Annotated in this window: 27 protein-coding genes and 1 tRNA gene; 6 read left to right on the forward strand and 22 right to left on the reverse strand. The window is 58.9% G+C overall.

The window, feature by feature from the left end; genetic code table 11:
* From ACK1VC_RS07020 to ACK1VC_RS07125, 22 genes are all read right to left on the reverse strand, one after another.
* Window positions 1-525 (reverse strand): hypothetical protein, encoded by a 525-nt coding sequence (locus ACK1VC_RS07020; RefSeq protein ID WP_449117909.1) that lies wholly within the window; start codon window positions 523-525, stop codon window positions 1-3.
* Between the two features lie 9 nt (window positions 526-534).
* Window positions 535-969: a proteasome subunit beta gene (locus ACK1VC_RS07025; RefSeq protein ID WP_449117910.1), complete on the reverse strand. Its 435-nt coding sequence runs from the start codon at window positions 967-969 to the stop codon at window positions 535-537.
* Window positions 970-977: 8 nt separating this feature from the next.
* Window positions 978-1,208 carry an Acb2/Tad1 domain-containing protein gene (locus ACK1VC_RS07030; RefSeq protein WP_063426746.1) on the reverse strand — a complete coding sequence of 77 codons (231 nt, stop codon included), beginning with the start codon at window positions 1,206-1,208 and terminating at the stop codon, window positions 978-980.
* Between the two features lie 310 nt (window positions 1,209-1,518).
* Complete coding sequence (locus tag ACK1VC_RS07035; protein ID WP_332729220.1) at window positions 1,519-1,788, reverse strand: hypothetical protein; 270 nt, start codon at window positions 1,786-1,788, stop codon at window positions 1,519-1,521.
* Complete coding sequence (locus ACK1VC_RS07040; protein WP_064314657.1) at window positions 1,788-2,099, reverse strand: hypothetical protein; 312 nt, start codon at window positions 2,097-2,099, stop codon at window positions 1,788-1,790. Before ACK1VC_RS07040 ends, ACK1VC_RS07035 begins: the two co-directional genes overlap by 1 nt.
* 87 nt (window positions 2,100-2,186) lie before the next feature.
* Window positions 2,187-2,260, reverse strand: a tRNA-Gly gene (locus ACK1VC_RS07045).
* A gap of 296 nt (window positions 2,261-2,556) precedes the next feature.
* Window positions 2,557-3,090, reverse strand: coding sequence for a GIY-YIG nuclease family protein (locus ACK1VC_RS07050; protein ID WP_449117911.1), 534 nt, complete (start codon window positions 3,088-3,090; stop codon window positions 2,557-2,559).
* A gap of 92 nt (window positions 3,091-3,182) precedes the next feature.
* Window positions 3,183-3,728 carry a hypothetical protein gene (locus tag ACK1VC_RS07055; RefSeq protein ID WP_449117912.1) on the reverse strand — a complete coding sequence of 182 codons (546 nt, stop codon included), beginning with the start codon at window positions 3,726-3,728 and terminating at the stop codon, window positions 3,183-3,185.
* Window positions 3,725-3,871, reverse strand: a complete 147-nt coding sequence (locus ACK1VC_RS07060) for a hypothetical protein (protein WP_449117913.1) — start codon at window positions 3,869-3,871, stop codon at window positions 3,725-3,727. Before ACK1VC_RS07060 ends, ACK1VC_RS07055 begins: the two co-directional genes overlap by 4 nt.
* Window positions 3,868-4,473 (reverse strand): recombination protein NinG, encoded by a 606-nt coding sequence (locus tag ACK1VC_RS07065; protein ID WP_449117914.1) that lies wholly within the window; start codon window positions 4,471-4,473, stop codon window positions 3,868-3,870. The genes ACK1VC_RS07060 and ACK1VC_RS07065 overlap by 4 nt, the downstream gene beginning before the upstream one ends.
* Window positions 4,470-4,940, reverse strand: coding sequence for a hypothetical protein (locus tag ACK1VC_RS07070; protein WP_047934752.1), 471 nt, complete (start codon window positions 4,938-4,940; stop codon window positions 4,470-4,472). The genes ACK1VC_RS07065 and ACK1VC_RS07070 overlap by 4 nt, the downstream gene beginning before the upstream one ends.
* Window positions 4,933-5,109 (reverse strand): hypothetical protein, encoded by a 177-nt coding sequence (locus ACK1VC_RS07075; RefSeq protein WP_153811171.1) that lies wholly within the window; start codon window positions 5,107-5,109, stop codon window positions 4,933-4,935. The genes ACK1VC_RS07070 and ACK1VC_RS07075 overlap by 8 nt, the downstream gene beginning before the upstream one ends.
* On the reverse strand, window positions 5,096-5,590 hold the full coding sequence (locus ACK1VC_RS07080) for an ead/Ea22-like family protein (protein WP_028697949.1): 495 nt from the start codon (window positions 5,588-5,590) through the stop codon (window positions 5,096-5,098). The genes ACK1VC_RS07075 and ACK1VC_RS07080 overlap by 14 nt, the downstream gene beginning before the upstream one ends.
* Window positions 5,590-6,198 carry a hypothetical protein gene (locus ACK1VC_RS07085; RefSeq protein ID WP_053870489.1) on the reverse strand — a complete coding sequence of 203 codons (609 nt, stop codon included), beginning with the start codon at window positions 6,196-6,198 and terminating at the stop codon, window positions 5,590-5,592. Before ACK1VC_RS07085 ends, ACK1VC_RS07080 begins: the two co-directional genes overlap by 1 nt.
* Window positions 6,198-6,389, reverse strand: a complete 192-nt coding sequence (locus ACK1VC_RS07090) for a hypothetical protein (RefSeq protein ID WP_449117915.1) — start codon at window positions 6,387-6,389, stop codon at window positions 6,198-6,200. The genes ACK1VC_RS07085 and ACK1VC_RS07090 overlap by 1 nt, the downstream gene beginning before the upstream one ends.
* Window positions 6,386-6,631: a hypothetical protein gene (locus ACK1VC_RS07095; protein WP_449117916.1), complete on the reverse strand. Its 246-nt coding sequence runs from the start codon at window positions 6,629-6,631 to the stop codon at window positions 6,386-6,388. The genes ACK1VC_RS07090 and ACK1VC_RS07095 overlap by 4 nt, the downstream gene beginning before the upstream one ends.
* Complete coding sequence (locus tag ACK1VC_RS07100; RefSeq protein WP_449117917.1) at window positions 6,632-7,438, reverse strand: ATP-binding protein; 807 nt, start codon at window positions 7,436-7,438, stop codon at window positions 6,632-6,634.
* On the reverse strand, window positions 7,428-8,177 hold the full coding sequence (locus ACK1VC_RS07105; protein WP_449117918.1) for a helix-turn-helix domain-containing protein: 750 nt from the start codon (window positions 8,175-8,177) through the stop codon (window positions 7,428-7,430). Before ACK1VC_RS07105 ends, ACK1VC_RS07100 begins: the two co-directional genes overlap by 11 nt.
* A 169-nt stretch (window positions 8,178-8,346) precedes the next feature.
* Window positions 8,347-9,084 carry a Rha family transcriptional regulator gene (locus ACK1VC_RS07110; RefSeq protein WP_449117919.1) on the reverse strand — a complete coding sequence of 246 codons (738 nt, stop codon included), beginning with the start codon at window positions 9,082-9,084 and terminating at the stop codon, window positions 8,347-8,349.
* Window positions 9,085-9,263: 179 nt separating this feature from the next.
* Window positions 9,264-9,476, reverse strand: coding sequence for a hypothetical protein (locus tag ACK1VC_RS07115; RefSeq protein ID WP_014859733.1), 213 nt, complete (start codon window positions 9,474-9,476; stop codon window positions 9,264-9,266).
* A gap of 18 nt (window positions 9,477-9,494) precedes the next feature.
* Window positions 9,495-9,704: a hypothetical protein gene (locus ACK1VC_RS07120; RefSeq protein ID WP_014859732.1), complete on the reverse strand. Its 210-nt coding sequence runs from the start codon at window positions 9,702-9,704 to the stop codon at window positions 9,495-9,497.
* Between the two features lie 29 nt (window positions 9,705-9,733).
* Window positions 9,734-9,955 carry a hypothetical protein gene (locus tag ACK1VC_RS07125; RefSeq protein WP_059395662.1) on the reverse strand — a complete coding sequence of 74 codons (222 nt, stop codon included), beginning with the start codon at window positions 9,953-9,955 and terminating at the stop codon, window positions 9,734-9,736.
* A 102-nt stretch (window positions 9,956-10,057) separates the two neighbouring features.
* Here ACK1VC_RS07125 and ACK1VC_RS07130 point away from each other — a divergent pair, with 102 nt between their 5' ends.
* The 6 genes from ACK1VC_RS07130 (at window position 10,058) to ACK1VC_RS07155 (ending at window position 14,581) form a co-directional block, all read left to right on the forward strand.
* On the forward strand, window positions 10,058-10,900 hold the full coding sequence (locus tag ACK1VC_RS07130; RefSeq protein WP_449117920.1) for a LexA family transcriptional regulator: 843 nt from the start codon (window positions 10,058-10,060) through the stop codon (window positions 10,898-10,900).
* Window positions 10,901-11,301: 401 nt separating this feature from the next.
* Window positions 11,302-11,697, forward strand: a complete 396-nt coding sequence (locus tag ACK1VC_RS07135) for a hypothetical protein (protein WP_449117921.1) — start codon at window positions 11,302-11,304, stop codon at window positions 11,695-11,697.
* Complete coding sequence (locus ACK1VC_RS07140; protein ID WP_071984527.1) at window positions 11,694-12,044, forward strand: hypothetical protein; 351 nt, start codon at window positions 11,694-11,696, stop codon at window positions 12,042-12,044. The genes ACK1VC_RS07135 and ACK1VC_RS07140 overlap by 4 nt, the downstream gene beginning before the upstream one ends.
* Window positions 12,045-12,236: 192 nt before the next feature.
* Window positions 12,237-12,800: a hypothetical protein gene (locus tag ACK1VC_RS07145; protein ID WP_449117922.1), complete on the forward strand. Its 564-nt coding sequence runs from the start codon at window positions 12,237-12,239 to the stop codon at window positions 12,798-12,800.
* A gap of 723 nt (window positions 12,801-13,523) precedes the next feature.
* Window positions 13,524-13,940 (forward strand): hypothetical protein, encoded by a 417-nt coding sequence (locus ACK1VC_RS07150; RefSeq protein WP_449117923.1) that lies wholly within the window; start codon window positions 13,524-13,526, stop codon window positions 13,938-13,940.
* Window positions 13,941-14,368: 428 nt separating this feature from the next.
* A complete protein-coding gene (locus ACK1VC_RS07155) occupies window positions 14,369-14,581 on the forward strand; it encodes a hypothetical protein (protein ID WP_019751323.1) in 213 nt (70 codons plus the stop codon).
* Window positions 14,582-14,756 lie beyond the last annotated feature (175 nt).

Below are 14,756 nucleotides of genomic sequence, written 5' to 3' on the forward strand. Positions count from 1 at the left end.
TCAGGCGTCCTTCGATAGTTCATCCATCAGGGCGGCCAGATCATCGACCGTTCGGCTACCTTCCTCGCTATCCAGGCCGTATGCCTGCCGCTCACCTTTGATGACCTTGAGCTGGGCATCGACGCCAGCGTTCAAGGCTCGAGAGAAGTCACCCAGGTTGTCTTCGCTGACGTCGATCTCAGCCAATGCCACGGATAGCTTGTCGGCGATGGAGCGCCAGTTGGCCAGACCGGTGCGGTGAGCTAGAACGACAGAAGCGGCCTCAGTGGCTGCCTCCTCTACGATCTCATCATCAGTTCGCGGTTCGCAGTGCGAACCTTCCGTGCGAACCTCAGTGCGAACCAGCTTGGCTTTGGCTGCCTGGCGGACCTGGTCACTCAGGTCTCGCGTCCATCCGTTCTTTCTCGCCTTGGAGCGAATCGCGGTGTCGCTGATGCCGTGACGCTCGGCGATGGTGCGGATGGAAAGCGACCCGGCCCGGTAGGCTCGTTCGATCGCCTCCCAGTCGGGTTGCTTGGTGCTCATGGTGAATCCTTATTGGTCGCGGTCGACTCGAACTGTCCGAACCCTTCCGCCAGTGCTGGTATCGCGCCTCGCCGCCATCTCGACGGCCTTCTCGGCAGATGCGCCCATATCCATCGCAGCGAATGCGTATGGTGTGCCGCTGCCGATGGCGTACGGACGATCAGGCTTGATTGGCGACTTCCACAGACCCGTATCGTCATCCACCGCCACCATCAGCAGCTTCCCGCCATCCACGACGATTGCAGATGCGTCGACCTTCCCGGATGGCGCGGTGCCGAAGTAGGCCCCGACCAATGCGTCATAGTCACAGAGGGCGCCCGACATGAAGAACTTCACACCGTCACGCTCAATGCACTTGTCACAGTCGTCATCGGTGATCAGGTCGCCGCGGGTTACCCGAGAGTCGTAGGCGATCACGCCGTCCTTGTAGGCGATGGTGGTCATGGCTGCACTCAGTCGAAAGGATCGGCCGGCTTGGCGATCGAGCGCACAAACCACATGAAACCCTGCTGCAGGTTGGTCTTGGCCAGGGCCAAGGTGCGCTGGTCCACGCCTTCGATCTGGCCGATCTGCTTGAACAGTTCGCCGGCGTCGGCCTCTAGGGCCTTGATCGAGTTCATGCCGTCGATCTCGCTCTGGGTGAGGTCGCGATAACCGGTGATCTTCTTGTGCTGGTTGTCCATGGGTGATCCTCTATGCTGTTCGCAAGGCTCAATGGAGAAGGACGCTATGGAAGGAAAAAAGGATCTCGCCAGAAAGCATCTAGAGCTGATCGGCCAACTCAAACGACTGTCCAGCATGCTGCACGATCACTCAGGCAGCACCGATCCATTGGTGGTCATGCGGCTTGATCATCGAATACACCAGCTAGAACAGGCTGTCTCGAAGGAGAAAGACTGGCGATCTCCATTTTCGACAGGGGCCAAAAGATAGGTGCCTTATCTGTCAGTCAGCCTCGAGCCACGAAACGGCGAATGTCGATTTTGTAGCGCCCTACCCCGGCTGGAACACATGGCCGCGCCGGGCAACGGCGTACAAGACGATGCCGAGCTTCATCACCACGCCGTACACAGTGGGCACATGGCCGTTCATGGCCAGGACGAAGGCGCCGAACGCCCCAATGGCCACCAGGTAGAACGCGACGGCCAACAGCGGCTCATCCATCGGCCGGATCCGGCGCAGGTAGTCGCACGCAGCGATAACCACCATCACGCTCAAAAAGGCATTGGCGCCGATCAGCATTGAAATCAGGGTCGAGCTCATCAGGTAGCTCCCTTGGCTCCGAACTGACCCACGAGCGACTTCAGCACCGGGATGATGTTCATTGCCAGAAGGCCTATCAGAAAGGCCACGCCGTATTGGGTTTCTCCGCCAGCTTCAAGCTTGAAGAAACTGATTGCCAGCGGGGTGCAGAAAACTGCCGAGGTGAAACCGGTGAAGAAGGCGGCGACAGCCTGGCCACGGGTGAGGCCGCGCAGGAAAGTCAGCGAGAGGATCGCTCCCGCGAAGCCGCCAATGATCACGCCGTACTTCACCAGCAGGACGCCGGCAGTCGTGCTTGCTGGTTCGGCCATGAGTGGTTCCTAGAAGAAAAGGCCCGGAGGGGAGGCCCTATTGAGGGACCGGGCAAACGTGCGGAGCAGCACTTAACGAATCGAATTTGGAGCGGGCAGAGGGAATCGAACCCTTCTCTACTCAGCTTGGAAGGCTGGCGGCAAACCTTCTGCTTGCCCGCTTTGCGTGGGTCTTTCCCCACCTGTCCGCCATAGGCATACCTGGCGCCGACACCCTTCTGCATCGGTCTCGCCTTTTCTGCCTCAAGCCACCCGCAAAGCATGTTAGGTGCGGGGCTTGGGCTGCCGGTGTTTTTCTGCATCGCGGCACTACCGGCTTATCCGCGTCCAGTTACCCCTTTCGGGCCACTCTGGCAGTGGGTCCCGCACCTTACAAATCGCGAAGGACGGCTACTGGCCGCCCCTCTTGAGGCCCTCATGGGGCCAATAAAAAACCCAGCACTTGGCTGGGCTTTGTTTACGTTCTGATCGTGAAGCCTGGTCGCTTACGACGCTGCGCTACTCCGCGACCATCCCATGGGTGGCCGCTGTCGCTCCACTCGCTGATGACCGACTCAACCTTGAGCCTCATCCTGGTGTGGCGGCATTTCCGGAGCTTCTCGCACAGGGCCTTGACTGGCTCAGCGTTGAACCACTCTCCGCGCACATGATGCTCTTGCATCTCCAGGTGGAGAATTGACTCGACCTTGACGCCACCCTCAAGCACGCAGTGCACCAGCAGCTCGCGCGCTGATCCTACCTGCATGTTGACCAGGCGGGCGCTCAGGTCTGTAGCGTAGCCGATCTTGACGAACTCGTCGCCGGCAGCGCCGATGATGTAAACGACTTTCATGCCAGTCCAGGCGGAATCAGGAGCTTTCGGCTTCGGCTGATGGCCTGCGCAGTAATGCGTACCTTCCAAGGCATCTCGGAGGCAACGTGCTCGCTGGCAAATGTTGTAGCTGGGGAGACTGGACGTCTCGATGAAGGGGAAGCGATGGATCTGGGTCATGAAATCTCCAGACCACCCTGTGACCGGTGCCGCCATCATCAGGCGCAGGAATCACAGGATGGACGTATATTGGCTCACTGGCTCATTCGCAGTCAAGCGACATTTGCCACCAAAAGGCCTTCATGGTCGAGAATGTGCTGGGCCTCGACCAGCGCAGCGTCTACTTCGCGCTCTAGAGCCTTGCGAATGTCCCGCCTCCAGCGCTCCTGAGTCTTGATCGGATGAGGGTCATCGGTCCAGTTATCCATCTCGTACCATGCAGCAGGTAGAACGCAGGTACTGCGCTTGCCGTCCACCCCTGGCAGCTTGGGCATGGCCCAGGTCAAGATCGCGCAGTGACGAAACCGTTCAGGCGCTGGCGAGCGGTGCGAGCGCGTGATCTGCTCGATCGCCGCGTGCTTACGGTCGACGTGAGTCGAATACTTCGCCACCAGGTGCCGCCAGTGCTCCGCTGTGAGGTTTTTGTGCAGCCGGCTGAATACCATGCAGTCGAAGAGGAACGCAGCCTCCTTGCCCACGATGGCGCCCTTCTGCTTGGCTACTTGGACCTTCGGCTCGAAGTCACACCCGCCAGCGCTGTTGATCGTCTCGGCCGCCAGTGCGCGAACCACTGCCGATACCACGTTCTGATAGTTCACTGCCCACCCCCTGCCCGCTTGGCCTTTCTCAAAATGAATTCTTCGTAGCTGCGCTTGCGGCGCACTGCGCCTGCCCAGGACAACGCCACACCACCCACCACCATGAGGATGGCCAGAATCAGGAATCCCCATGCTGGTGTCATGCTGCGACTCTCCGTAGGTCTTTGAGCTTCTGCCTGTACAGGGCCTTGATGGCCTGCAGGTCTTCGATGGTCAGGCGCTGGGGCTTATGAGGCCCTTCGAGCCATTCCACCTGGTCGGCGCCGATGCGCTTTACCAGACGGATGCGGTACTCGACCGCGTTACCAGACAGGTTCCGGTTACACTTCACGCACTGGCGGTGGACGTTCAGCGGCTCGAAGCGCAGCTCCGGATAGGCTCCTACTGACCGGTAATGGCCGGCGTCCCAGCGGCTGCCGGTGATGAGGTCGTGGTCGCTCGGGTTCGAGTCGCAGCTGATGCACGGAAGGCCGGCGTCGCGCTCACGTATGTACGCGTTGAACGCAGTTTGCGCCTCGGCCATGTGCTCGCGGCGGGTCTTCAGCTTCTCCCGGCGCTCCTGCAGGTCCTGGCGGGCCTGCTTGGTGATGGCCTTGGCCGCGACCTTCTGCACCTTCGAATCCTTCGACATGGCCAGGGCGCAGGCGATGCTACACACCTTCTGCGTGGTCATGGTTGGCTTGAAGGGCTTGCCGCAGCCCGGCGCCTTGCACTTCTTCGGTTTGATCTCCTTGGCCAGGGTCATGCCGCCTCCTCGCTAAGCAAGTCGCTGAACACCACACCCTGCGGTGCGAACTCGGCCACGATGCGGTCGGTGTACTGGCAGCCCTGGGCTCGGTCGAACAGGCGGGTTACCGGGAAACCATCGGGCCCGAACATCGCACAAGGCCCCATCAGGCGAAGCTTCACCTCATACGGCAGGTGGATGAACGACTCGGCCCAGCCGGTGCGGAACTCATCGCAGCCGGCGCGCATGATCGGCACGCCGAAGTGCAGCTTGCAGTACCGGCGGACATCCTCGATGTCGCCCATCTCGGTGCTCTTGGCGATGCGGTCGTACATGGCAAACCACAGTGCGTTCTGGTCAAGAGTGCGGTCCTTCCCCGGGCGCATACTGACCACTACGAACTTCTTGTCGCGGAACATACGGGTGAGCATGGTCACGGCCTCGGAGAGCTTGGCCTGGGAGTTGACGGAGATTTTCTCAGCCACGCTTCACCCCCTTGCATGCCGCCCTGATAACCCTGGCCGCCCTGACGAAGCCGCTGGCAGTTCCGCAAAACATCGCCCAGGCCAGGTACAGCGCGTACATGGCCAACATCGCACCACCAGCGCCCATGACCGCGTAGCCAACGAGTTGAGCGAAATTATTCATGGTCATGGCTCGCCTCCTTTGCCATGGCTGCGTCGATGATCTCGTCAATCGCATCGCAATAGCCGTAGATGTCCTGCACGTCAGGAAGGCCATTCACTACGTCACGGACGGTGCACCTGATGTTTCCGTCTACTTGCCCGCTGATTTCGCCCAAGGCCTTGCGCAGGGCCTCGTTCTCCGCCTTGAGCTGGTCGCGCTCTTGCTCAACCGAGTCACGCTTCTCGGATACGACTCGATGCGCCCGGCTGGACATATTGGAGCGCCCCTCCTCCTCGTGGCGAGAACGCTCCAGCCGCTCGATCTCCACGAATAGGGCCAGGACAGTGGCCGGGCTAGCAGCGGCGATGAACCGGCTGTCATCATGGTGTAGGCCATGGGTTTCTCCGGTCTTGTCGTCGCAATAGCGCAGATCGCCAGCGGCATACCACTCATCGCTGCCTGCAGCCTCAGCCATCGCTTTCAGGTCGCGCATCTTGTTGGTGTCCATCAGTGCTTCTCCTCGAGCTTCTGAGCGGCGAACTCAGCCATCCAGACTGCGATGTCATTGGCCAGTGGCGTCCCGTCGATGAACCGGGGGAACAGAAATTTCTGCTCGACGATGGCTTGAGCTTCCCTCATCAGGGAGGGCATGCCGCCACGCTCGCGCGCCTCCTGCTGACGCATCAATTGGCAGTGGATGCACTGGTCACATCCATCGTGCGTGGTAAGGTGATCGACCTTGTTCCAGGGCTTGAACGCTTTCAGGGAGGCGATTGACGGCCACTCGCCGGTGAAAGTGATTGCCCGGTCGTCGATGGTCACCAGCGCCGGCGGCTTCTCCGTGGGCCATTGGATCTGACCAAGGATTTCATCCGCATCCGCCTGATCCATCGCCCTGTACAGGTTCAGCGTGAGCCAGAACTGCATGGCCATAATCCCGTTGTCCTGGCCAGATCGGCTCGAGTAAATGGAAACGGTGAACTCGTTCACTGCTCCTGCCAGGAACTCGACTGCGCCGGGTACGGCAGCATCAGGGATCACATCGGCACCCTTCCAGCCGCTTTCGTAGCTGTGCAGGACTCCGTCGAAGTCCAGACAAAGAATTGGCTTTTCCATCACACCCCCTCCCCGGCCGGCTGCCCGGCGCGCTCAAACTCAACGTGATACCCGCGCTTCTGGCTGCCATCAGCCATCACGACACGGCGGTCGGCGCCCTTGGTCATGCGGACGATTTCCCGGCCTTCCACGACCCGTGAAAAGCCCTGGCTCTTGAGCTGGGCGACTGTGATTTCTTGTGCTGGAGTCATGGGCGGGCCTCCTGAATCAGGTAGTGATCGAAGGTGGCTTCACCCTCCTGCAGCCTGAAACCGAACTTCTTCCCGAAGGCCTCGGCGTCGAAATCGCACAGGCAGTCGTTTTCCTGCATGGCTGAACCGCTGATGGTCGGCAGGTCCGATACCTCGCACCCAGCGATGGCCGCCATCTGCGTGGCGTTGTCGACCTCCTCGGGATTCCCATGGAGCGGTGTCACTTCAAACCAGATGCACATTCAGACGCCCTCCTTGCCGCGGTGCGATTCCCACTCGAACGGGACCACGATCATTCCGCCCTCGCGCAGGCGGTCGACGCAGCGCTCGCCCATGGCCATTGGAAGCTGGCTGCCATCCAGGTTGGAAATGACCACCGTTGGCTTCACCTGCTCGTACCGGCCGTTGATGATCGCGAACAGGGTGGTCAGCTCGAAGTCGCTGGGCTGCTCCTTGCTCACGCCTACCTCGTCCAGCACCAGCAGTGATGGCTCGATCAGGCTGGCGAGAATGCTGGCCTCGGTCGCCTCGCTGGAACGGTCGTAGGTGGCGCGGATGGCTTGCAGGATTGAGCCGACAGTGCGGTACACGGCTGAATGTGAGGTGTTGCGCATCAGGTCGTTGGCCATACCGGCGCCCAGGTGAGTCTTGCCGGTGCCTGGCTTGCCCAGCAGCACCATGCAGCGCCCGTTCTCGGCGATCTGGTCGAAGGTCTTCACGTAGTGCCGGCAGAAGCGCAGCGCCTCGGCCTGGCCCTTGTGTTCTGCCCTGTAGTTCGCCAGGGAGCGATCCGCGAAGCGTTTCGGGATCAGCGAGTCTCCCAGCTTGCGGGAGATCGCCAGGCGCACGTTCAGGGCCTGCTCGGCCTCTGCGCGGGCCTCTCGCTCTTCCTTGGCAATGCGAGCGCATTCAGGGCAGTGGCTGCGCAGAGCCTTGCCCAGCAGCATGGTGACCTTCTGCTCGAAGGGGCCGTGCTTCTCGCACTCGGCTGGCTGGATGCGATCAACAAGGGATGACTGGTTGATCGGGGTGACTTTCTCAGAGCGCATAGCTGCCATCCTCCCGGCGCTTGAGGCCGCTGGTGTAGTCCTTGTCGTTGAAGCCGTGGTGGCGGCTACTGCCGTTCGCCTGAGTACCTGGCAACACCTTCTCCGGGAACAGGCCGGTCCAGCCGTTGCTGATCGACTGGTTGATCACAGCGTCGGGCGCGTGGTGGCCGGCCAGCGTCTTGGCCTGCTTCTCGCAGGTGGTGGCGGTCAGTGGCTTGCGGATCTCTTTGCGGTGCTGGCACCAGTCGGCCCAGGTCTGCTCGCTGACGTTGGTTGGCTTGCAGGTCATCGGATCAAACTTCGGAGCCTTCTTCTTCGCCGAGGGAGCGGCAGCGACCGTCTGCTCTACTGGTTCAGTGACTGATTCAAAATAGTGACTGGTTCTGGTGCTTTCTGGGCCTACACCCCCTGTAGGCTGTGGGCCTACACCTGTGCTTTCTGGGCCTACAGGGGTGCTGTTTGGGCCTACAGGTCGGCACAGGGTTATGCGGTACAGGTTCGAGCTGTTTCCCTTCGGCCCTTCGCGGTTTTCGATACGCACCAAGCCTTGAGCCTCCAAGTGCTTGATATGCTTGCGAACGGTGCTCCGGTCGATCTCGCACTGGTCGGCGATGTGTTGATACGACGGCCAGCACTCGCCCTGGTCGCTCGCGTTGTCGGCCAGCTTGATGAGCACCAGCTTGCGCAGCGGATTGCCGACCTTGGTCTTCATGGCCTTGACCATCAATTCCATGCTCATGGCAGTACTCCAAGCAACAGAGACATTCCTAAAATCGACCAGCCTGTGAGCGCAAAAGCTTTCCAGATAACCGATGCCCTCTCGGCCCTGTGCGCTCGATGCAAGAACTCCATCTTTTCTGCGCAGATGCTTTCGAAAATCTGGCGAATTTTTTGGATATCCTCAGGAGTCATGCTGCACCCCGCACGGCCTTGTCGTGGGTGTGCAGGCCGTCCCAGTTCTTCTTCATGGGCAACTGGCCGGCCAGGTACAGCTCGTACAGGCGCACAGCGCCCTTGCGCAGAAGCACAGGCGTGAAGGAGATGAACGGGTCTTTGCCGTGGGGAGCGACCTCGTGCTGATGCTCGGTCATGTACTTGTCGCGGGCGTACGAGCCGACGCGCCAGCGGGTACCGGACTTGCTCTCGTTGAAGAGCCAGCTGCGGCCTTCCAGGTAATGCCCGATCTGCATGACGTTGACCCCATTGAGGCCCTTGCAGAACTGGGTGGCGGTCATACCTTCCTTGAACAGGTTCTCGAGGTGCTCGATCTTTGTGGCCTGGGCCTGGACTTCGACGGTCAGCAGTACACGGGCTTGCTCGGCGGCCTCCTTCTGTTCGACCTGGTCGGCCCACGCGCGCGCGGCGGCGGCTGGATTGGTGAAGTCGGGTAGCGCTACGGCTACCTGGCCTTCCAACTCCTGCCAGCGGTCGATGACCTTTGCCCGATGTTCGTCGCTGTACCCGGCCACCACCAGATGGGTGTCACGCTCAATCAGGTCGTAGACGTCGACTGGTCGCCCGCCAGTAGCCTCGCGCCGGCTTTTACGACTTGATCGTAAAAGGTTTTTGGCGAAGAGCCGCTCGATGGTGGCGACCACATCGTTGTGGCGAGCCTCCACCAATTCTGCGATTTCACGCGATGACATCGTGCGCGCCACGTTTTCCTGCCTCGCATTTTGTGGCGCGGGCCTGTTGTTGGGTTGTAGACTCAGGTTCTGCGTATGCATATAATTGGTCTCAGTTATGTGTTGCAGAGAGCCGGGGCGCAATCCCGGCTTTTTTGTGCCTGTAAGAAGCCCGAAATAGGGCCTCTGTCTTTCCACAATCAGGGAACATCGAGGCCCTTTTTGTGCCCTACCAGCCCCAACACGGGGGCCTTGTGTCGCATTTGTCTCAATTGCTCCTGGACTGCGAGTGAGCGACTCATTTCCAAGTACTCATCCGTCGATCTATCCAGGCTCCAGCCAAGGTCGGCAGCCAGCTGTCGAACCTCAGCCTTCACCTCGATTGGCAGCAATTCGAAGGTGGTTTCAGGCATAGGCCCTCCATAGGGGCTTCAGGCCGTTTTATCCTGCTCACCAGCGCCGTTCATTTCCCGGAGCAGATCAGCAGCGCCCAGGCGGCGGCCGAGGTTGGCCAGTTCGTGCACGTAGGTGGCCAGCTGCATGCCAGCCATACGGGCTTCCATGCGCAGCTTTCGGACCTCTTCAGGCTTCCAGCGCGACTTGATCACTTCGCTGCGTTTGTTGGCGGGGTCCAGGTGCATTCAGGGATTTCCTTGTGATTGAAAAGTGGTTAAGCGGCAGATTTCTTGAGGCTTTGCTTGCCGTTCTTGGCCAGCTCAGCGTGCATTTGGTCGATAGCGGTTCCGGCGACATAGCTCGGGTTGCTGATCTGGCCGTTGCGAATACGGAAAACGGTCGAGACGTCGCACTTGGCGCGTTCAGCAATGGCCTTGTAGGTCATGCCTGAGCCCAGCAGCTCATCCAGTTTTTTCGGAAGATCGGTAGCGCTCATGGCTGCCTCCTTTTTTGATATGCACATCATCATGCACTGGTGCATATCTGTCAACGCTCCGCTGTATTGCTGTATGCACCGCCGGGAGGCAGCATTGCACTCATGCATAAATCGATAGATAAAATTCTCGCTCAACTGATGGCCGCAAATGGCATAACTCAGGTTGAGCTGTCGAGCCGGACAAGCGTCGGCCAGTCGACCATTTCCAGGATTCTCAAGCCTCAAGGCCCAAAAGGCATCAAAGAGCCGACTGACAAGCAGGTCAGGCCTTTAGCCGACTTCTTCGGTATCACCACCGATCAGCTGCGTGGCTATGAGCCATTGGGCGAAGTCGAGACTCAGCCGGAAGAGCGAGCCACCCTTTCCACTGCCGATATCGTCAAGCAGATGCTGGCCAAGCATGGCAAAGGTCTTTCTCAAGATGCTCGCCAGAAAATCGCCGATGCCATTGAGGAAAAGTCCGCTGAGCAGGCTTCATCCAACATGGTAACTGTCGACTTTTCCAGGCCTGGCCAGGTTGGCGACGAAGTATGGATTGCTCACTACGACGTCCGGGCGGCGATGGGCGGCGGTCAGATCCCTCATGATTACCCAGAAATGCTTCAGGACATACGAGTAAGCCCTAGACATCTGCGCGAGATGGGTATCACGTTCAAGGAGCATTATCACCTTAAAGTGATCACCGGCTGGGGCCAGTCGATGGCTCCGACAATCAAGGATCGCGACCCCTTGCTTGTCGACATCACGATCCGTGAGTTCACCGGTGACGGCATCTACCTCTTCTCTCATGACGAGATGCTTTACGTGAAGCGCCTCCAGAAGAAAGGAAAGGATCGATTCAAGATGATATCGGACAACAAGCATCACGATCCCGAGGACATTCGCGTCGACGATACGCATATCTTGGCTCGTGTGCTCTACGTCTGGAACGGGCAACCGGTCTAACCATGCCCCTAACCAAGCCCAACCCGCATAATTTTGCCCTGCCCACACCGGGGTGTCCGCATAGCCAAGGAGAAGCCAATGCCTGACGATCAAGAAAGACCAGCGGAATCTGCAGACGGTGAAGTGATCGAGGCTAGGGCTCGCAAGTTAAGGGTGCCCCGTAATGCTTTGAGGGATTACCTTGAGCGCATGAGGCCAGGAAGACGCTGCACATTCTGCGAGAGAGGTACATATGAGGCAGTACCGGCCCCTACTGGCGGAACTGCTGGCCTGCTATCTACGCCGGTTCCATACATCAAGGGGCTAGGGATCTGGTTTTACTCTGCCAGCTGCGACGTATGCGGTGACACTCGCCTGTTCCATGCAAACCATGTCAGAGAAGCAATGAGTGAGGAGCACTGATGGAGCTCGCTGTTGCTTACGACTTCTATGACCTGGTCGAAGACGAGGTCGATGAGTCACCCTATGAAGTCCACGAGCATTTTCGAGAGATTGCTGGCAGCATCGCCTTGATCGACACGTATGGCGCGTGCGGGCAAACTATTCAAGTGTATAATTTGATCATGGAGATCAATGAAGAGCGCACAAGGAGGGTATCCATGAAAGAAATGCTTTCCTATGACATCCGGGATGTGCCCGTCATGCTCGGATCTGCCTCTTTCGTCGGAGCGGTATCTGGCATGGTTTGGAAGATCGCAACCTCCACGCCATCTCCACCGATGGTGATTTTGGCGGGATGCCTGGCTGGATTGGTTGCGGGACGCATTTTGTCTGTCAAGGCTAAGGAGCGAGGATGACCCTGGTCGAGGCTGTAGACTCATATTTTGAGTATTTGCTACCAATAACCATATTGGCAGGCTTCGTCGTATGCTTCGTTACCTTCTTTATGCGTCATGGCGACGAAGCAATCGCTATCGACTCGATTTCCAAGGGCGCCACGTCCTGTGCGTTCCCGAGTGGTTTTGCATTCATCCTGTGCGCCGCCTTTCCAGACTATGTGCCTAAGGTTGCCGACGCCACATTGGCCTTCTTCGTCGGCGGACTCGCGTTAATGCTCATTCCTTTCATTGACGTAAAAAAGGTTTACTTGGCGTCCATCACTCCAAAGCATGACCGAGAGAAACCAGCCAGAGTCAGCGACTGAAGCTGATAATAAAAGCCCGCCTCGGCGGGCTTTTTCATGCCTTCACGCTTTTTTCACGCCCTACCCTGCACAGCGAAGGCTCATCCGAATCCCTACGTTCGCCCGCATAGCAGTGCGGGCTTTTCTTTGCCTGGGTGATGGCGAATTGCCGTAGTGTTAGCATGGCGACTCACTTACCTGGGAGGGATGCCCATGCGGGGCTTTGGAATTCTGGCGCTGATCGTCGGCTTGATTGCTGTGATTGGCGCTATGGCTATGGACGTTTCCGTTTCGACAGGAATGGGCGGCAGGGTTAACAACATCGGCCTTATGGCCCAGCAGCAGAATTACTTGATCATTGGGGCTCTGATAGCGCTGGCTGGCCTGCTGATGACCATCTTAGGAGGCAAGAAGCAGATGAGCAGCGAACAGCTCGCAAGCCTTACGGAGGTGAACGATTCAAGGCCCTGCCCTTTCTGTGCTGAGCCGATCAAGCATGCCGCAATCAAGTGCAAACACTGTCAGGCTGACGTTCCGGCAATTGAGCGACAGGCGCCCTCCAAGGGGTGGACTGTGCGCGTTCCTTGTCGATCGGGAGATGAGTATGCGACGACGCGGGACAGCCTCAAAGCAGACGATTTGCCCGTAGGGAAATCCGAAGACCCTGTCGTTGTGATCGGGCCATACGAATTGAAGGTCGCCGCAGTTGATGTGCTGCGCATCCTGCACGAGCGGCATTCCATCTTTGGCGAGCTCCACTACGAAGACGGCCGCTGAGCCGATATCAGCAGAAACCCATAAGCCCGCCTCGAGCGGGTTTTTTTGTGTCTGCATAAAAATTTATGCACTGGTGCATTGACACCTAAATTGCACTGGTGCATATTTTACCCATCGAGGCGCCACACAGCCCCTCGACAGGCCCTCAAGCCGACCGCTCTTTAACAAGCCAGCGCAACACCGAAACACCAACAGACCGCATTGCCTCTACCGGCGACCGGCGATCAGACGGGTCAGATAGCCCGCCCACGACAGGAACAACCTGTACGGCTGATCGAGAGCGAAAGGCTCGAACCGCGCGAACGACCCGGCAAGCAATGCGCCCCGCGATCCCGGCGGCAGAAGGGAGAAACACCGATTTGAATTAGCGCCCCGAGCTTCGGCATTGAGGGGCGCCGGACCTCATGCACCCTGCCCTAATCACCCGGGCACACAGAGCTGCAGCGTGCATGTTGTAAGGACCTGCGATCCATGGCGAACAGGCACTGATTGCCGCCATGAGGAGGAAGCTCGAAGCCCACACCGACGACGAACGGCCAGCCCTGCAATCAGCGGCGGGAAAATGGCTATGACATCGCTGACGCAATACCCCGGCCTGTCGCCAGTAGCGAGGCCGGGCACATTCGATTTGAGCCAGCGACCGACGCCAGTAGCGGGTCGCGGCAGGTTTCCTCGATGCCCTTCTTGCGAGGGGCATCAGGGAAATCACACGGGAGTCACAACATGAGTGTTGATGCATACGCCGGGATCGATCCGGCACGGAAACGCTGCTGCGCCGTTGGCGAGGCGGATGCCCATAACGTGATGGAGGCGTTGCGGGATGGCCTGATTGTCGTCCCGGTTTCGGTCGATACGGCCAGGATGATTTGGGGTAGTGAGCCGGTTGATATCTACGCCATCGCCCTTGGCGGAAGCGTAACTCCCGCCAAGGTGGAAGGCCTAAGCGCCCAGCAAATTGAACGGTTTCGTCAGATCGTTCAGGAGATCTCGACCGACGAGAAAGTTAGCTTCGATGAGGCATTCTCAATCGCTTCAAATCACCTGGCCTACTGGGGCAGCGAGATGCCCAAGGGAAGACAAGCTAAAGCGTGTGGCTCTGCTCAGTCCACATACAGCCAGGCCGACCAATCGGACGACTGACAAACGAATACGGAAGCATTTCTGTGAGGGGATTGCGGATTAGCGACAGCGCGCACCCTGTCACGAAGCTGTGCTGAATTTAGCTGGCTTGATCCGAAGTAGGATCCAGTTGGTAGCCGGTATTCATGCCCATCATCGAATCTCACCGTCCTATTCAGCCCCAGCGCGGCCATGCCGTCGTGCAGGTCACTGTAGTCATCGCCCTTCGCGCTAAATAACTCAACACGCACAAAATATTCCGCCATACCGATGTTCCTTATCTCGACTGTGGAGATCGGAGCATAGGGTTTTCCCTCGACTGTGGAAAGCGAGGAAACAGGGAGCCTGCCCCTGCAAAAACAGGCAGTCACAACGTTGCAGACGATTCCCCGGTGCGCCTCAAGCGGGTCGCATCAGGGGGAATCCACTGAATAGCAGAGGGCAAGACAATGTCAGGCACGTTCGAGCAAGGCTGGGCAGCGCGGCCCTTCGCGCAGCAGTTCCCAGAAATGAATGCCGACGAGGCAAAGCGCCTAGACCACATCAACACCTCAATCACCACGCTGTATCTGGCCGGGCTGCTGACTGACAAGCAGGCTAACGAGATCCGCACCAAGAAATTCCCCAAGGTCGTCACCAAGGCGGTCCTGGGCAAGCGCTGAATCCATGACACCCGAGCGCACTGAGCTGATCAGTGAGGTCGCCCTGCCATAGGCGGCCTGTTCTCCAACCCTAATCCCGGCGGGTATCAGCAACGGGAAACGTTCGATGTTGCAAGCGTCGAGCTAGGCAACCGCTGCGCTAACAGCGGCTCTCAATCACCTGCCTGCAGTGAGC

Source organism: Pseudomonas sp. XP2 (genome assembly GCF_053557975.1).

Bases quoted from the DNA above. Each gene is read 5' to 3' on its own strand.
- ACK1VC_RS07130 (WP_449117920.1), top strand. From the start codon at position 10,058: ATGCATAAATCGATAGATAAAATTCTCGCTCAACTGATGGCCGCAAAT.
- ACK1VC_RS07135 (WP_449117921.1), top strand. From the start codon at position 11,302: ATGGAGCTCGCTGTTGCTTACGACTTCTATGACCTGGTCGAAGACGAG.
- ACK1VC_RS07060 (WP_449117913.1), bottom strand. From the start codon at position 3,871: ATGACACCAGCATGGGGATTCCTGATTCTGGCCATCCTCATGGTGGTG.
- ACK1VC_RS07140 (WP_071984527.1), top strand. From the start codon at position 11,694: ATGACCCTGGTCGAGGCTGTAGACTCATATTTTGAGTATTTGCTACCA.
- ACK1VC_RS07020 (WP_449117909.1), bottom strand. From the start codon at position 525: ATGAGCACCAAGCAACCCGACTGGGAGGCGATCGAACGAGCCTACCGG.
- ACK1VC_RS07155 (WP_019751323.1), top strand. From the start codon at position 14,369: ATGTCAGGCACGTTCGAGCAAGGCTGGGCAGCGCGGCCCTTCGCGCAG.
- ACK1VC_RS07115 (WP_014859733.1), bottom strand. From the start codon at position 9,476: ATGCCTGAAACCACCTTCGAATTGCTGCCAATCGAGGTGAAGGCTGAG.
- ACK1VC_RS07085 (WP_053870489.1), bottom strand. From the start codon at position 6,198: ATGGAAAAGCCAATTCTTTGTCTGGACTTCGACGGAGTCCTGCACAGC.
- ACK1VC_RS07100 (WP_449117917.1), bottom strand. From the start codon at position 7,438: ATGCGCTCTGAGAAAGTCACCCCGATCAACCAGTCATCCCTTGTTGAT.
- ACK1VC_RS07040 (WP_064314657.1), bottom strand. From the start codon at position 2,099: ATGGCCGAACCAGCAAGCACGACTGCCGGCGTCCTGCTGGTGAAGTAC.
- ACK1VC_RS07035 (WP_332729220.1), bottom strand. From the start codon at position 1,788: ATGAGCTCGACCCTGATTTCAATGCTGATCGGCGCCAATGCCTTTTTG.
- ACK1VC_RS07065 (WP_449117914.1), bottom strand. From the start codon at position 4,473: ATGACCCTGGCCAAGGAGATCAAACCGAAGAAGTGCAAGGCGCCGGGC.
- ACK1VC_RS07125 (WP_059395662.1), bottom strand. From the start codon at position 9,955: ATGAGCGCTACCGATCTTCCGAAAAAACTGGATGAGCTGCTGGGCTCA.
- ACK1VC_RS07090 (WP_449117915.1), bottom strand. From the start codon at position 6,389: ATGACTCCAGCACAAGAAATCACAGTCGCCCAGCTCAAGAGCCAGGGC.
- ACK1VC_RS07150 (WP_449117923.1), top strand. From the start codon at position 13,524: ATGAGTGTTGATGCATACGCCGGGATCGATCCGGCACGGAAACGCTGC.
- ACK1VC_RS07095 (WP_449117916.1), bottom strand. From the start codon at position 6,631: ATGTGCATCTGGTTTGAAGTGACACCGCTCCATGGGAATCCCGAGGAG.
- ACK1VC_RS07075 (WP_153811171.1), bottom strand. From the start codon at position 5,109: ATGACCATGAATAATTTCGCTCAACTCGTTGGCTACGCGGTCATGGGC.
- ACK1VC_RS07030 (WP_063426746.1), bottom strand. From the start codon at position 1,208: ATGGACAACCAGCACAAGAAGATCACCGGTTATCGCGACCTCACCCAG.
- ACK1VC_RS07105 (WP_449117918.1), bottom strand. From the start codon at position 8,177: ATGAGCATGGAATTGATGGTCAAGGCCATGAAGACCAAGGTCGGCAAT.
- ACK1VC_RS07110 (WP_449117919.1), bottom strand. From the start codon at position 9,084: ATGTCATCGCGTGAAATCGCAGAATTGGTGGAGGCTCGCCACAACGAT.
- ACK1VC_RS07025 (WP_449117910.1), bottom strand. From the start codon at position 969: ATGACCACCATCGCCTACAAGGACGGCGTGATCGCCTACGACTCTCGG.
- ACK1VC_RS07120 (WP_014859732.1), bottom strand. From the start codon at position 9,704: ATGCACCTGGACCCCGCCAACAAACGCAGCGAAGTGATCAAGTCGCGC.
- ACK1VC_RS07050 (WP_449117911.1), bottom strand. From the start codon at position 3,090: ATGACCCAGATCCATCGCTTCCCCTTCATCGAGACGTCCAGTCTCCCC.
- ACK1VC_RS07080 (WP_028697949.1), bottom strand. From the start codon at position 5,590: ATGGACACCAACAAGATGCGCGACCTGAAAGCGATGGCTGAGGCTGCA.
- ACK1VC_RS07145 (WP_449117922.1), top strand. From the start codon at position 12,237: ATGCGGGGCTTTGGAATTCTGGCGCTGATCGTCGGCTTGATTGCTGTG.